The organism is Actinoplanes sp. NPDC023801 (assembly GCF_040639655.1).
Lineage (GTDB): Bacteria > Actinomycetota > Actinomycetes > Mycobacteriales > Micromonosporaceae > Actinoplanes.
The window spans coordinates 711,279-725,820 of record NZ_JBFAAI010000001.1 but is presented as its reverse complement, the minus strand read 5'-3'; the positions used below and the strand labels follow the sequence as shown (position 1 = coordinate 725,820).

Annotated in this window: 12 protein-coding genes and 1 tRNA gene; 7 read left to right on the top strand and 6 right to left on the bottom strand. The window is 69.6% G+C overall.

From position 1 onward, the window contains the following. Positions 1–78: 78 nt before the first annotated feature. From AB0G04_RS03555 to argS, 3 genes are read right to left on the bottom strand one after another with little or no spacing between them, the layout of a single operon-like run. Positions 79–1,392 (bottom strand): homoserine dehydrogenase, encoded by a 1,314-nt coding sequence (locus tag AB0G04_RS03555; RefSeq protein ID WP_360975637.1) that lies wholly within the window; start codon positions 1,390–1,392, stop codon positions 79–81. Beyond that, the gene (gene lysA, locus AB0G04_RS03550) at positions 1,389–2,774 is read right to left on the bottom strand and encodes a diaminopimelate decarboxylase (protein ID WP_360975634.1); all 1,386 of its coding nucleotides are present in this window, start codon (positions 2,772–2,774) and stop codon (positions 1,389–1,391) included. The genes AB0G04_RS03555 and lysA overlap by 4 nt, the downstream gene beginning before the upstream one ends. A 3-nt stretch (positions 2,775–2,777) precedes the next feature. Continuing rightward, the gene (gene argS, locus AB0G04_RS03545; protein WP_360975631.1) at positions 2,778–4,439 is read right to left on the bottom strand and encodes an arginine--tRNA ligase; all 1,662 of its coding nucleotides are present in this window, start codon (positions 4,437–4,439) and stop codon (positions 2,778–2,780) included. A gap of 87 nt (positions 4,440–4,526) precedes the next feature. Here argS and AB0G04_RS03540 point away from each other — a divergent pair, with 87 nt between their 5' ends. The 3 genes from AB0G04_RS03540 (at position 4,527) to AB0G04_RS03530 (ending at position 6,208) form a co-directional block, all read left to right on the top strand. Beyond that, positions 4,527–5,309 carry a DUF3105 domain-containing protein gene (locus AB0G04_RS03540; protein WP_360975628.1) on the top strand — a complete coding sequence of 261 codons (783 nt, stop codon included), beginning with the start codon at positions 4,527–4,529 and terminating at the stop codon, positions 5,307–5,309. Between the two features lie 28 nt (positions 5,310–5,337). Next, positions 5,338–5,988, top strand: coding sequence for a DUF305 domain-containing protein (locus tag AB0G04_RS03535; RefSeq protein WP_360975625.1), 651 nt, complete (start codon positions 5,338–5,340; stop codon positions 5,986–5,988). A gap of 148 nt (positions 5,989–6,136) precedes the next feature. Continuing rightward, a tRNA-Arg gene (locus AB0G04_RS03530) sits at positions 6,137–6,208 on the top strand. A gap of 518 nt (positions 6,209–6,726) precedes the next feature. Here the strand turns inward: AB0G04_RS03530 and AB0G04_RS03525 are convergent. Further along, positions 6,727–8,436, bottom strand: coding sequence for a capsular polysaccharide synthesis protein (locus AB0G04_RS03525; protein WP_360975622.1), 1,710 nt, complete (start codon positions 8,434–8,436; stop codon positions 6,727–6,729). Positions 8,437–8,538: 102 nt separating this feature from the next. After that, entirely contained in the window at positions 8,539–10,083 is a 1,545-nt protein-coding gene (locus AB0G04_RS03520; protein WP_360975619.1) for a protein kinase, read from the bottom strand. Between the two features lie 131 nt (positions 10,084–10,214). Here AB0G04_RS03520 and AB0G04_RS03515 point away from each other — a divergent pair, with 131 nt between their 5' ends. From AB0G04_RS03515 to AB0G04_RS03505, 3 genes are read left to right on the top strand one after another with little or no spacing between them, the layout of a single operon-like run. Further along, on the top strand, positions 10,215–10,673 hold the full coding sequence (locus tag AB0G04_RS03515) for a hypothetical protein (RefSeq protein ID WP_360975616.1): 459 nt from the start codon (positions 10,215–10,217) through the stop codon (positions 10,671–10,673). A 41-nt stretch (positions 10,674–10,714) separates the two neighbouring features. Beyond that, complete coding sequence (locus tag AB0G04_RS03510; RefSeq protein ID WP_360975613.1) at positions 10,715–11,311, top strand: helix-turn-helix domain-containing protein; 597 nt, start codon at positions 10,715–10,717, stop codon at positions 11,309–11,311. A 22-nt stretch (positions 11,312–11,333) separates the two neighbouring features. Further along, positions 11,334–12,842, top strand: coding sequence for an MDR family MFS transporter (locus tag AB0G04_RS03505; RefSeq protein WP_360975610.1), 1,509 nt, complete (start codon positions 11,334–11,336; stop codon positions 12,840–12,842). Between the two features lie 62 nt (positions 12,843–12,904). Here AB0G04_RS03505 and AB0G04_RS03500 read toward each other — a convergent pair whose 3' ends face one another. Then, positions 12,905–13,261: an STAS domain-containing protein gene (locus AB0G04_RS03500; protein WP_360975607.1), complete on the bottom strand. Its 357-nt coding sequence runs from the start codon at positions 13,259–13,261 to the stop codon at positions 12,905–12,907. A 298-nt stretch (positions 13,262–13,559) separates the two neighbouring features. Here AB0G04_RS03500 and AB0G04_RS03495 point away from each other — a divergent pair, with 298 nt between their 5' ends. Next, positions 13,560–14,537, top strand: coding sequence for an AraC family transcriptional regulator (locus tag AB0G04_RS03495; RefSeq protein ID WP_360975604.1), 978 nt, complete (start codon positions 13,560–13,562; stop codon positions 14,535–14,537). Positions 14,538–14,542 lie beyond the last annotated feature (5 nt).

Below are 14,542 nucleotides of genomic sequence, written 5' to 3'. Positions count from 1 at the left end.
CGGCACAGAGTGCCTCAAGCAACCGGTCCATGAGACCGGGTGCCCACTATTCAGGATGATGACAGATGTGGCCGACCATCAGCCGGCTCCACCCTCGACGCGCAGCACGCTCGCGATCGACCGGACGATGTCCAGCCGCGACAGTGCCTCGACGGTCGCGGCCAGCGCCGCGTCCGGTGCGCTGTGGGTGACGATGACCAGTTTCGCGTCGTCCTCGCGGCCCGACTGGCGGACCGTCGCGATCGAGACCTCGTGCTGGGCGAAAACCCCGGCCACGGTCGCCAGGACGCCCGGCTTCTCGGCCACGTCGAGACTGATGTGGTACCTCGTCAGCGACTCACCGATCGGGCGGACCGGCAGCTGGGCGTAGTTGCTCTCGCTCGGCGCCCGGGTGCCGGTGAGCTTGTTGCGGGCCGCCGCGACGATGTCGCCGAGCACCGCGCTGGCGGTCGGACGGCCACCGGCGCCCCGCCCGTAGAACATCAGCGGACCGGCCGCCTCCGCCTCGACGAACACCGCGTTGAAGGCGTCCCCCACGCTTGCCAGCGGGTGGCTGAGCGGGATCATCGCCGGGTGCACGCGGACACTCACCGCGCTGCCCCCCATGGGATCGCTGGTGCGCTGCGCGATGCAGAGCAGCTTGATGGTGCAGCCCATCTCCTTGGCGCTGGCCATGTCGCCGGCCGTCACCCCGGTCATGCCCTCACGGAACACGTCGGCGGCGGTGACCCGGGTGTGGAAGGCCAGCGAAGCGAGGATGGCCGCCTTCGCGGCGGCGTCGAAGCCCTCCACGTCGGCGGTGGGGTCGGCTTCCGCGTACCCCAGCTCGGTGGCCTCCTCCAGAGCCTCGTTGAAGCCCGCGCCGGTCGCCGCCATCGAGGAGAGGATGAAGTTGGTGGTGCCGTTCACGATGCCGGTGACCGCGGTGACCCGGTCCCCGTGCAGTGACTCGCGCAGCGGGCGCAGCAGCGGGATCGCGCCGGCCACCGAGGCCTCGTAGTAGAGGTCCGCGCCGCCCTCGGCCGCGGCATCGTGCAGGGTGCCGCCGTCCTCGGCGAGCAGCGCCTTGTTGGCGGTGACCACGCTCTTGCCGGCCCGCAGCGCCTCGGTCAGCCAGGTGCGGGCCGGCTCGATGCCGCCGACGACCTCGATCACCACGTCCACGTCGTCCCGCTTGACCAGGCCCAGCGCGTCCGTGGTGAACAGCGACGGGTCGATCGGCACGCCGCCGCGCTCGCGGCCCATGCGACGCACCGCGATACCGACGAGCTCGAGGGGGGCGCCGATCCGGGCGGTCAGGTCCTCGGCCTGCTCGTGCAGCAGACGGACCACTTCAGTGCCGACGGTTCCGCAGCCGAGCATGGCCAGCCGGACCGATTTCGCTGAGCTCATCCAACATCCAATGCAAGCAGGTCGTCCTCGGTCTCCCGGCGCACGATGACGCGGGCGGCGCCGTCACGCACCGCCACCACCGGTGGCCGAGGAACGTGGTTGTAGTTGCTGGCCATGCTGCGGCAATACGCGCCGGTACCGGGCACAGCGATAAGATCTCCGGGCTGCACGTCGCTGGGCAGGAATTCATCCTTCACGACGATGTCCCCGGACTCACAATGTTTTCCCACCACTCGGGCGAGCATCGGCTCCGCGTCGCTGCGCCGGTTCGCCATGGTGGCCGAGTACGAGGCGTCGTACAGAGCGGTCCGGATGTTGTCGCTCATCCCGCCGTCCACGCTCACGTACGTGCGGATCCCGTCGACGTCCTTGACCGTCCCCACTTCGTACAGGGTGAAGACCGAAGGACCCACGATGGCCCGGCCCGGCTCGATCGAGAGGTGCGGCTTGCGCAGCGAGGCCATCTCGCACTCCGACTCGACGATCTTGTTGATCCGCTTGGCCAGATCGCCGGGCGTCGAGGGGTCGTCCTGCGTGGTGTACGCGATACCGAAACCGCCGCCCAGGTCGAGTTCCGGCAGCTCCACCCCGCGCGCGTCACGGATCTGCGCCTGCAGCTCCAAAATCCGCCGGGCGGCCACCTCGAACCCGCTGGTGTCGAAGATCTGCGAGCCGATGTGCGAGTGCAGGCCGCGCAGGTCGAGCACACCCTCGTCGAGGATCTGCGCGGCCGCCGTGAACGCCGCCCCGCCCGCCAGCGAGAACCCGAACTTCTGATCCTCGTGTGCGGTCGCGATGAACTCGTGGGTGTGAGCCTCGACACCCACGGTGACGCGGACCAGTACGCCGGGCCGCTTGTTCAGCTCGGTGGCGAGCGCGGTCAGCCGGGCGATCTCGTGGAACGAGTCGACGACGATCCGGCCGACTCCCGCCTCCAGCGCACGGCGCAACTCGCTCTCCGACTTGTTGTTGCCGTGGAAGCCGATCCGTTCGGCCGGGAACCCGGCCGCCAGCGCCACCGCCAGCTCACCGCCGGAGCAGACGTCGAGGAAAAGTCCCTCCTCGTCGATGACCCGGACGACGGCCTTGCAGATGAACGACTTGCCGGCGTAGTAGACGTCGGCCCCGGCGAACGCGGCCGCGAAATCCCGGCAGCGGGCCCGGAGGTCCTCCTCGTCCAGCAGGTAGGCGGGGGTGCCGTAGTCCGCCGCCAGATCGGCGACGCTCACGCCGCCGATCTCCAGACCCCCGGCGCCGGTACGGCTCACGGTCCGCGGCCACAGCCGCGGAACCAGGGCGTTCACGTCCTCAGGCGTACGGAGCCACGCCGGCCCCCGGCTGCCGAGGTCGCCGTGCAGGGCTCCGGCCTCGTGTGCGCGCATGTCTTACATCCTCTCCGGAGCGGAGACGCCGAGAAGGTCCAACCCGTTCGCGAGCACCGTTCGGGTGGCCTCGACCAGCCAGAGCCGCGGCTGGGTGAATTCGGTGACCGGCTCGTCGCCCTTCGGGAGCACCTTGCAGGCGTCGTAGAACCGGTGGTAGTCGGTGGCCACCCGCTCCTCCAGGTAGACCGCGATCCGGTGCGGCTCGCGCAGCTCAGCCGCGGTGGCGACCACCTCGGGGAACTGGTTGAGCGTCTTGAGCAGGTCCTTCTCACGCTCGTGCGAGAGCAGCGCGGGGTCGTAGTCGTCGCCGCGGCTGATCTTCTTCTCCTCGGCGTTCCTCAGCAACGAGCAGATCCGCGCGTGGGCGTACTGCACGTAGAAGACCGGGTTGTCACTCGAGTTCTTGGTGATCTCCTCGATGTCCAGCGTCAGCATGGAGTCGGTGGAGGACCGGGCCAGCGAGTACCGGGCGGCGTCCGCGCCGACCGCCTCGAGCAGCTCGTCAAGCGTGATGATGTTGCCGGCCCGCTTCGACAGCCGGACCGGCTGCCCCGCACGGACCAGGTTGACCAGCTGGCCGATCAGGATCTCGATGTTCTGCTGCGGGTCGTCGCCGGCGCACGCGGCGATCGCCTTGAGCCGGCCGATGTAGCCGTGGTGGTCGGCGCCGAGCAGGTAGATGCAGCGGTCGAAGCCGCGCTCCCGCTTGTTGATGTAGTACGCCGCGTCGGCCGCGAAGTAGGTCTTCTCACCGTTCGACCGGATCAGCACCCGGTCCTTGTCGTCGGTGAAGTCGGTGGTCCGCAGCCAGATCGCGCCGCCGTCCTCGAAGATGTGCCCCTGCTTGCGCAACTCCTCGATGGCGTGCTCGACCGCGCCGCCGCCGTGCAGCGTCTGCTCGGAGAACCAGACGTCGAAGTGCACGCCGAAGCGCTCCAGGCTCTCCCGGATCTCCTTGAGCATCAGCTCGTAACCGCGGGCCAGGAAGATCGGCAGCGCGGTCTCGGCGGGCTGTCCGACCAGGCCGGGGTCGGCGTCGGTGATCACCTTGGCGATCTCGGTGATGTAGTCCCCGACGTACCCGTCCTCCGGCGTGGGCTCGCCGTTGGCGGCCGCGAACAGCGAGCGGGCGAAGCGGTCGACCTGGGCGCCCGCGTCGTTGATGTAGTACTCACTGGTGACCTCGGCGCCGGCGGCCGACAGCACCCGGCGCAGCGAGTCACCGACGGCGGCCCAGCGGGTGTGGCCCAGGTGGATCGGGCCGGTCGGGTTCGCCGAGACGAACTCGAGGTTCACCTTCTGCCCGGCCAGGGCGGTGTTGCGGCCGTAGGCTGGACCGGCCTCGACCACCAGCCGGGCGATCGCGCCGGTCGTGGCGGCGTCCAGCCGGATGTTGAGGAAGCCCGGGCCGGCGATCTCCACCGACTTGACGCCGTCCCGGCTGCCCAGCTCCTCGGCGAGCGCCGCGGCCAGTTCGCGCGGGGCGACGCCGGCCTTCTTGCCCAGTTGCAGGGCCAGGTTCGAGGCGTAGTCGCCGTGCTCAGGGTTACGCGGCCGCTCCACCGTCGTCGTGGCGGGCAGCAGCGTGACGTCGAGTCCGCGCGTCTCGAATACGGCACGAGCGGCTGAGAGAACGGTGTCAGCAAGGTTGGCGGGAGTCACTCAGCCATGCTATCGGGGGTAGACTTCGGCGTTCGGCGGCCACCCGAGCCCCGCCCCTTCCCTCTTTTGACGAATCGACGAGGCACGATGAGCATTAGTTCCCCGGGTCCCGACCGGGTTCCGTCCACCGTCAAGGTCGACAAGACCAGCGGCCAGGGCAAGCCCCCCGCGGGCAAGTCCGGCGCCAACCGTCCCGGCGGCTCCCGGCCAGCCGGAAAGGGTGGCAAGGGCCGCAAGACGGTCACCCCGGTCAAGGTGGCCGGTGCCCGCAACTGGGGCCCGATCCTGGTCGCCGGCGTCGTCGTGCTGATCGCGGTCGGCATCATCGGCTGGGGTGTAGCGGCCTCGATGCAGTCCGACAAGGAGAAGGCGACGCCGTGGGAGGAACGCGCAGCCGCGATCTCCGGCATCGTCAACTACCGGAACGACCCGGACAAGTCGCTCACCGCGAAGGACCACAAGACCGGCCCGCTCACCTACAAGCTGACGCCACCGGTCGGCGGTGAGCACAACGCCCGCTGGCAGAACTGCATGGGTGACGTCTACGACGCGCCGGTCGCCAACGAGCACGCCGTGCACAGCCTCGAGCACGGGGCCGTCTGGATCGCCTACAAGCCCGGCCTCGCGGCTGACCAGATCAGCGCGCTGGAGTCGAAGGTGAAGGGCAAGCCGTTCACCATGATGAGCCCGGTCGAGAACCTGACCGACAACATCTCGCTCCAGGCCTGGGGTTACCAGCTCAAGGTCGCCACCGCCGACGATCCCCGCATCGACGACTTCATCCGGGCTCTCAGCCTCAACGCCTCGATCGAGCCGGGTATCCCCTGCTCCGGCGGGGTGACCCAGACCGGTACCACTCCGCTCAGCTGACAGTAGGCGATGGAAAGTGCAATCGACCGTGCCGACCGACGAGGCCGAGGATCTCGGAGCTCCTGAACGCCGTGGCTCCGGCCTCGTCATGCGGGTGCTGCTGGCCCTGCTGATTCTCCTCGTCGGAGTGGGGGCCGGGCTGGCCGCCGGGCTGAACATCGCGTCGCCCGACCACCCGGCCGACGACTCGGCGGAAGCCGGCTTCCTCCGGGACATGGCGACGCACCACGCCCAGGCTGTCGACATGGGCTCGATCGTGTACCCGAAGGCCACCAACGCCGAGGTCCGGTCGATGGGCCTGGACACCGCCCTCACCCAGCACGGCCAGGTCAACATCATGCAGACGTGGCTACGCGAATGGGGACTCAACCCGAACGGCACCGAGCCCCCGATGGCCTGGATGCCCAACGGTCAGGCCTCTATGCAGGACGGCCTCATGCCCGGCATGGCCACCCAGCAGCAGATGGAGGAACTGCGCAAAGCCGAGGGCAAACAGGCGGACATCCTCTACCTGACGCTGATGCGTCAGCACCACCTCGGCGGAATCCACATGGCGCAGGAGATTCTCAAGATGTCGGACAACGAGAATGTGACCGGCATCGCGAAAACCATCATGGAATCGCAGCAGTACGAGATCACCGCCATGACGGACCTGCTCAGTCAGGTGCAGGCCTCCTGAGCCGATCGAACACGGACGCAACGGGCCCGGCAGTCGATGACTGCCGGGCCCGTTCGTCACTCGAATCGCAGCCTCACCTGCGGCGAGGGCGCGCCGTCATACCGATTGGCCCCGCCACGGAAGCACCTGCTAGGCTACTAACCACTGAGCCCCCGTAGCTCAGGGGATAGAGCGTCGCCCTCCGGAGGCGAAAGCGCAGGTTCGAATCCTGCCGGGGGCACAAGCTTTGGGAGCGACCCGTCCGCAGAAAGCGCGGACCTGGGTCGCTTGTTTTCTTTATCCGCTTGGGGCCGAGCCCCCGTGCCCCCGCATTACGGGGACCTGGTTCGCTGTGCGGTTCCGGTGGGTGGGCTTTTTGGAAAGCGTTTGTGCGCTATTCGGGAGTCGCGTTTCGCCATTCTGGGCTCTCGCGCGCTTTGTCGTGTGGTGATGTGCGGGTCGATCCGCACTCCAGATCACCACCCAAGCCCGTCCGGGACGTTGCGCGGTGATGTGCGGCCCCATGCGCACCGCGGGCCACCACACGAGCCGGTCCGGGACGCTGCGGGGTGGACTGGAGCCTGATCCGCGTCACAGGTTGTTTGGGTGGCGTCGGCGCAGGTCCGGCCGGATGAGCAGGTCCTGATCGCCCGGTCGTGGCGCCGCGCCGGCTGTCCGGCGGATGTTGCGGCTTGCGGCGGGTGTTCCGGCGGGCGGTGGCTGTTCGGGCGGGCGCGGCGGCGGGTGGTGGGCGGCGGGTCAGTGGTCTCCGCGGATGATCCGGGACAGGTAGGACTCGCTGTCCGGGGGGTCGGCCGGGAGACTGTGGCGCAGCTTGTGGACGAACGAGCTCTCCATGATCGTCTGGAACATCTCCGGCTCGTACGGCTTGAGCAGCACCGACTGGAGGGCATGCGGGGGCGTCGCGTTGAGGCGCAGACCGGCGTCCCATTCGGCGCGGAAGCGGTCGTCGAGCCGGTGCAGCATCTCGAAGATGTGGTGATGCAGGAGGAAGTCGACGATCTCGCCGCGTTTCTCCCACCACAGGAACGACGCGGCCCGCCACAGGTGCATGACGTAACTGTCGGGGCGGCTCGCCAGGAACCAGTTGACCAGGTACGGGCCGGTGTAGTTGAACGCGAAAACGCTGCCCCTGGCCAGCGCCCGGTCGACGTGCGAGCGCAGCGGCTCGGTGACGAGGCAGGTGGCGTCCACCCAGATGCCGCCGAACTTCTCCAGGAGCAGCATCCGCAGCAGGTCGGAGAAGTGGTAGTGATCGCCCGCGAGCGAAGCCACCAGGTCCTCCGGCATGTCGACGTAGTTGCCGATGGTGGCCAGTGACAGTTCGTGCACCCGGGAGTCCGGGTTGGTCGCCTTGAGTGCGGCCAGGCACGCCCGGACCACCGGCGGCGCGACCTCGAAGCCCTGCGCCCAGTAGACGAAGATCGGCTGGTCGAAGGTGCTGTGGACGGGCCGCGCCAGGCGCTGTCCGGCCTGGGTGCGGATCTGCGGGAGGTGCTCGGCGAGGAAGATGCCGACCTCCCGCCGGGCTCCGAACGACGTGACGTCGGAGTCCAGCAGGGCGGCGCCGTCGAACGGCAGTTTGGTGTCGTGGATCAGGGCCGCGGCGGACGCCCGGCGGCTGTCGTCGCGGCGTTTGAGCCGGTCGTAGGCCAGCGCCAGGGCGTACCCGCGTTCGTAGGCCTCCGGCTGTTTCGCCACGGCACCGCGCAGCAGTTGCTCGGCGGCTGCCCAGCGCTGTTCGGCAAGCTCGATCCGGCCCAGTTCCCAGGCGGCCTCACCGTCCGGGTCACCGGCCTTGACCACCTGGCGCAGCGCCTTGACGGCCGTCGGGACGTCGCCCGCGGCAAGAGCGGCCCGGCCGGCCGCCAGAGGGTCGTCATCCTCGGGGCGGACGGTCTCGGCGGGGGTGACGACTGTGGTGAGCGAGTAGTCGTACCAGATGGCGGTGCCCTCGCCGGAGTGCAGCCGGACCAGGGCGTCGCGGGCCCCGGCCGGAACCGTGAAGGTCAGGCTGATCCGATGGTGGCCGTATTCGTTGCGGGCCGGCATCGACCGGATCGCCGCACGGTCCGCCGGCTCGTCGACGACCCATTCCGGGATCACGCGCAGGATCGGCGCGTTCAGCGGCTCGGCCAGGTGGACCGAAACCTCCGCACGGTAGGTGACACCGGGCCGCAGCGGCCGGGCGGGCGGCGCGATCCCGGAGTCCGCGCCGGCGCCGGTCACGCTCAGGCCGCTCACTCCGGGCCGGCCGGGTACCTCGACCCGTTCCGCCGTGACGGTCGCGGGTACGTCGATGTTCTCGGGAGCGTCCCGGAAGCCGGGGTCGGCGGCCAGTTCGCCGTCGGCCGGCGGCACCGGGGCGGGCTCGTTCGGCGGCGGAGGGGTGCGGCGGATCGCGGCCCGGAATCGGGCAAGCCAGTCGTCGGGTGCGTTCGCCGTCATCGATGTCCCTTCGCAGCGTGCCGCCGCAGTTTAGTCGGACATCCGGCGCTCCCCGGCATCGAGCGGACGGACCGTTCCCTGCAACGGCGGGCCCAACGCTCCCTACAACGGCAGGACCACGGCGGACGGCCGGCCGCCCACGCAGGTCACGGTCATCCGGTAGCGCGTCAGGTCGCCGGCGAACACCACCACCGCAGTGAAAGCGGGACCTCGGTCGGCCCGTTCCACGGTGAAGCCGGGCCGCGGTTCCCAGGCGAGCAGTTCGGTTCCGGCGGGCACACACCGGGCGAGTACCGTCCCACCCGCCGATTCCAGCAGGGTGCCCTCCGCCGGAGCCGCTGATCCGGACGGAGAAGCGGATACGGTCACGCTCGGTCGAGGTCCACGGTCCGAGGCTGACGCCGATCCACCGGGGGCCAGCGGCGCGCCGGTCCCCGTATCCCCGGCGTCCGAGCTGATCGCGGGGATACGGTCGGGCCGGCTTGTCGACTCGGCAGGGCGGCCGACGGCGGGCTCGGCCACGCTTCGGGTCACTTTCGGTGACGCGGCGGGCGGGGCGGCGCCCAGGTCCCCGGCCGCGTCACCGTCTCCGGAGGTCAGGGCGAACGGCACGGCCGCGAGCAGGGTTGCCACGGCGGCCCCGGCAAGCAGCCGGGCCTTCCTCCACCGGGACGGTACGGCCACGCGCGCCGCGGCAGCGCCGGCCGCCCGGCCCGGTTCCGCCACGATCGGGGTCCACTCCGGCACGGAGCCGGTCGCCTGCCGGGTGTCCTCCTCGTATGCGGCGGATCCGGGTGTTTCCGGCCGTACCGGATCCGGTCCGGTGACCCCCGCGGCCTCGGCCGCGTCGCCCAGCAGGCCCGCCACCTCCGCCGCGACGGGCCGGGCGGCCGGGTCCTTGGCCAGGCACCGGGTGACCAGGTCGATGATCTCCTCGGGTACGCCGGGCAGGTCGGGCAGCGGATTCGGCTCCTGGTAGACGTGTGCCGAGAGCATCTGGGTGGTGGTCTCCACACTCCACGGCGCGGTCCCGGCGAGGAGCCGGTAGAGCAGCACGCCGAGCGCGTAGACGTCGGAGGCCGGTTCGATGGCGCCGCCGGTGAGCCGTTCCGGCGCGAGGTAGGCCGGGGTGCCGAGCAGTGCGTCCTCGGGTGAGGCGGGCCCGGCGACGGCGGCGATGCCGAAGTCGACGACCTTGGCGCCGCCCGGGGTGACCATGATGTTGGCAAGTTTGATGTCGCGGTGCACGAGCCCGTCGTCGTGCGCGACGGCCAGGGCGGTGGCCACCTCGCCACAGATCCGGAAAATCGTCCGCGGCGGGATCCGGCCTCGCGAGACACGTTGCTGCAGGGTCGGCCCATTGATCAATTCCATGACCACGTACGGGACGGGCCGCCCATTCTCCTCGGATTCCCCGAAATCGTAGATCTGTGCGATGTTCGGGTGCGAGAGGGTGGCCGCCGATCGCGCCTCGTGCAGGATCCGGGCCCGGAACCGGTCGTCTCCGGCAAAGCGCCCGGCCAGCACCTTGACCGCGACCGGACGATTCAGCACCTCGTCCAGGGCGCGCCAGACGACCGCCATGCCGCCCCGGCCGAGTTCGTTCTCCAACCGGTACCGGCCGCCGAGTTTCCGCTCCGCCTCCACGCGACGCAGTCTGCCGAAATGCTCGCCGATTCGCACATCCGAACATCACTCGAATTGATTCACGTTCACCTTCGGCGTCGATTCCCGGGCCGATCTTCGTCGTATGTGCGGGCGGGCTTAGGGTCGCCTCCATGACCGAGAACTGGCGGCACCTGCCCGCACCGGCCCGCCCGATCGCCGCCGCGGCCACCACCGCGATCGCGGCGGTCCGCGCCGGGGACACCGAGGCCCTCGACGACGCGGTCGCCGGCCTGGCCGCCCTCGACCCGGCGCAGACCGGTCTGGTCCTGGGCACCACGGTCCGGTTGCTGCTGGAGGACGGTCACCCGGACGGCCTGACCGCCGACGACGTGCGCAACGTCCTGGCAAGCGCGGTCCGATCGTGGCCGGACACCGACCCGCAGGTGCTGCTCTGGCTGCTGGCCGGGGCGCTCGGCGTGCTCGAGGAGGACGGCTCGCCGGCCCCGAAGCCGGACACGCTGGCCCGCAACACCGCCGTGCTGCTTGCCGACCTGCTGGCGGACCGCCCGGTCGCGCCCTGGTGGACGTCCGCGCTCGCCGAGATCGAGCGGGCTCAGCTCAACGACTAATAATTTTGCAGAAACTGCAAGTTTGGTTCTAACCTCTCCGGGTGCGCCCGGAGACCGAACCCATGCCCGGCCGGCGGGAGATCAAGCGCAGGCAGACCCGCCTGGCCCTGATCACCGCCGCGCTACGCCTCGCCGACGAGCGCGGCGTGGACCGGGTGACCGTCGACGAGATCAGCGCGGCCGCGGAGGTGTCCCCGCGGACGTTCTTCAACTACTTCGCCACCAAGGAGCACGCCCTCGTCGGCGACCCGCTCGAGGACTGCCCCGCGCCCGTCCTCAAGGATCTGCCGCTGCTGGAGGCCCTGCTCGACGCTCTGGCGCCGGCCTTCGAGCAGATCGAGCACGACCGCGACCTGTGGCTGCTGCGGATGCGGGTGATCGCCGCCAACCAGCAGCTCATCCCGCTGCTCATCGCGGCTGCCGCCTCAGCCGAGCAGCGGCTCGCACAGGCGATCGCTGAGCAGACCGGTCTCGCGCCGGACCATGTCCGCCCGCAGGTCATGGCCGCGGTGGTCAACGCCGCGGTCCGGGTCGCCGTCGTCCGCTGGGCCGAGTGTGGCGACTCCCGCCCGCTGACCGAACACGTTCGGGAAGCCTTCCACCATCTGAAAGAAGTCGATGACCGCCGTAGAACCTGAAATAGCCGGGACCAGCGGGCGGATGTCCCCCCGCGAAGTGGTGCAGGCTCTCTCCGGCCTGATGCTCGGCATGTTCGTGAGCATCCTGGCCTCCACCGTCGTCGCCAACGCGCTGCCCCGGATCATCGCCGACCTCGACGGCAGCCAGTCCGTCTACACCTGGATCGTCACGACCGAGCTGCTCGCCATGACGGCCACCGTCCCGCTCTGGGGCAAGATGGCCGATCTCTACAGCAAGAAGCTGCTGATCCAGCTCTCGCTCGGCCTGTTCGTCGTCGGCTCGCTGATCGCCGGCTTCACTCCGAACGTCGAGGTGCTGCTGGTCAGCCGGATCATCCAGGGCGTCGGAGCGGGCGGCATGACCGCGCTCGCGATGATCGTGATGGCCGCCATGATCCCGCCGCGGGAGCTGGGCCGTTACTCCGGCATGTTCGGCGCCGTCTTCGGTGTGGCCACCATCGCCGGCCCGCTGATCGGCGGGGTCCTGGTGGACACCCCGTGGCTCGGCTGGCGCTGGTGCTTCCTGATCGGCGTGCCGTTCAGCCTGATCGCGATCGCGCTGCTGCAGAGAACCCTGCACCTGCCGGTGGTTCGCAAGGAGGTCAGCATCGACTGGCTCGGCGCGCTCCTGATCACCACCGGCGTCAGCACCCTGCTGATCTGGTCCACTCTGGCCGGCGACAAGTTCGAGTGGGCCTCCTGGCAGACCGCCGCGCTGGTCACCGGTGGTGTGGTGGTCCTCGCGCTGGCGGTCTGGGCCGAGTCGAGGGCCACCGAGCCGATCATCCCGCTCGGCATCTTCCGGCACCGCACGGTCACCCTGGCGATCGTCGCCAGCGTGCTGGTCGGGGTGGCCATGTTCGGCGGGACGGTCTTCCTCTCCCAGTACTTCCAGATCTCGCTCGGCAAGTCACCGACCGTCGCCGGCCTGATGGGGTTGCCGATGGTCTTCGGCCTGCTGATCTCCTCCACCGTGGCCGGCGCGCTGATCACCAAGTTCGGCAAGTGGAAGGCGTACCTGGTCGCCGGCTCGATCGTGATGACCGTCGGCATGCTGCTGCTCAGCACGATCGATGCGCACACCGGCGTGCCAGTGATCTCGGCGTACATGGCGATTCTCGGCGTCGGTGTCGGCCTACTCATGCAGAACCTGGTGCTTGCCGCGCAGAACGACGTGCCCGCGGCCGAACTCGGCGCCACCACCTCGGCGCTGACGTTCTTCCGCAGCATGGGCGGCTCGATCGGGGTCAGCGCGCTCGGCGCGGTACTGACCCACCGGGTGACCACGCTGTTCACCGAGAAGTTCGGCGCCACCGCCTCGGGTGGCGGCGAGGTTCCCGACCTCGAGACGCTGCCACCGCAGGTGCTTGCCGTGATCAAGGAGATCTACGGTACGGCCACCGCCGACCTGTTCCTGGTCGGAGCGCCGATCGCGTTCCTGGCCGTGATCGCGGTCGTCTTCATAAAGGAGAAGCCGCTCTCCACCCTCTCCGGTGACGAGCGGCTCAAGCAGGAGAGTGCCCTGCACTGACCCGCGGGGGGGGCCGTCCGGTCGGAATCGGTCGGCCGGCCTTCCCCGTCGGGTGAAAGTCCTCAGGACGGGCGCAGGCCCACCGAGGTGCGCGGGCTCGGTGGCTCGGCACAGCCGAGAAGGCCGACCAGCCCGGACACCCAGAGCTGCCGGTAGACCGTGGCGCTGGGGTGGCTGACCACCAGCTTCACGCCGCTCGCGGCGGCCGTGTGGAAGCAGGCGACCAGTATGCCGATCCCGATGCTGTCGATCAGCATGACCCGCTGAAGGTTCAGACAGATCCGGCTCGGTGTCATGCCGGTGAGGACGTCATTGACCGCGTCCCGCATGACGTGAGCGTTGTCCAGATCGATCTCGCCGCTCGGGGCGATCTCGACGGTGCCGTCGGCCAGCTGGCGGGTCGTGATCGGCAGATACACAGCTGCCCTCTTCCTGGCGTCCAGCCCGTTCGAACCGACGCCGATTTGCCGCGAGACACGGTGGCGCCGACCGGAGAAAGAAAGGGTCGTGCGCTGAGCGGCGTTCGCTGGGGGACGCCGACCGGAACCCGCGTTCCTACAACAATCCGCTGGTCTGCAAGTTACGCCACGTAGGCGCGGAACGCCAGAGTAGTTCATATGGCCGGAATGTGCTGGAACGGTCAGCGCGTGGCGGGCACGTTGACTGCCGACGGGCTTTGACCGAATACTCACCGTATGCGTTGGAGCGCCGGGCGGAATGGTTGACGCCCGACCGCGTGCCACGTCGGCGCCGGAGATCGTCTACTTCGACAGCGTCGACGGTGATCAGGCCCACGAGGTGCTGAATCGTTTTTACCACCCGGTCTCGGCCGAGGGTGACCTCAAGCTGGACGTCGAGGTGATCCAGCTGGGACCGCTCACGGTCGGTCATCTCACGTTTGCACGCAGCGCAACGCTGAGTCTGCCCATCCGGGCCGCGTACCACGTGACCCTGCCCACGGCCGGCCGTGTTCTGGCCCGGCTGGACGGCCACGAGATCACCGCCACACCGGCCACCGCCCTCGTCTTCCGGCCCGGCGACCGGGTCCAGCTGCGGCACGAGCCCAACACCGCGGAGCTCGACGTACGGATCGAGAGCTGGGCGCTCGAGGCGGAGCTGGCCACGCTGCTCGGTCACCCGGTCGAGGGACCGATCGACCTCTCACCGGTCTTCGACCTCACCGAAGGACCGGCGCACAGCTGGGGCCGGCTGATCCGGCTGCTACGTGACGAGCTGGAACACGAGAGCAGCCTGATCTACCAGCCACTGATCGCCGAACAGTTGTGCGCCAGCGTCCTCAGCGGGCTGCTGCTCAGCGTTCCGCACCGCTTCCACGACGAGTTGGTGGCACCGGCCACCGGCGGCCCGCCCCGCCCCATCCGGCGGGTCCTGGAGGCGATCAGCGACGAGCCGGAACACGCGTTCACCGTGGGCGAGCTCGCGGCGATCGCCGGGATGAGCGTCCGCTCGCTGCAGTCCGGGTTCCGCCGGCACATCGGCAGCGCGCCGATGACACACCTGCAGCAGATCCGGCTCACCCGGGCGCACGAGACTCTGCGGACCGGCGACCCGGCGGAGATCACCGTTGCCGACGTGGCCCACCGATGGGGTTTCGCCCACCTCGGCCGGTTCGCGTCCGCCTATCGCAAACGCTTCGGAGAGTCACCGTCGGAGACCTTGCGGACGGCCACCTGAACGGG

Excerpts from the sequence above, each read along its gene's own strand:
- AB0G04_RS03555 (WP_360975637.1), bottom strand. The coding sequence starts at position 1,392 with ATGAGCTCAGCGAAATCGGTCCGGCTGGCCATGCTCGGCTGCGGAACC.
- lysA (WP_360975634.1), bottom strand. The coding sequence starts at position 2,774 with ATGCGCGCACACGAGGCCGGAGCCCTGCACGGCGACCTCGGCAGCCGG.
- AB0G04_RS03540 (WP_360975628.1), top strand. The coding sequence starts at position 4,527 with ATGAGCATTAGTTCCCCGGGTCCCGACCGGGTTCCGTCCACCGTCAAG.
- AB0G04_RS03525 (WP_360975622.1), bottom strand. The coding sequence starts at position 8,436 with ATGACGGCGAACGCACCCGACGACTGGCTTGCCCGATTCCGGGCCGCG.
- AB0G04_RS03515 (WP_360975616.1), top strand. The coding sequence starts at position 10,215 with ATGACCGAGAACTGGCGGCACCTGCCCGCACCGGCCCGCCCGATCGCC.
- AB0G04_RS03505 (WP_360975610.1), top strand. The coding sequence starts at position 11,334 with ATGTCCCCCCGCGAAGTGGTGCAGGCTCTCTCCGGCCTGATGCTCGGC.
- AB0G04_RS03495 (WP_360975604.1), top strand. The coding sequence starts at position 13,560 with ATGGTTGACGCCCGACCGCGTGCCACGTCGGCGCCGGAGATCGTCTAC.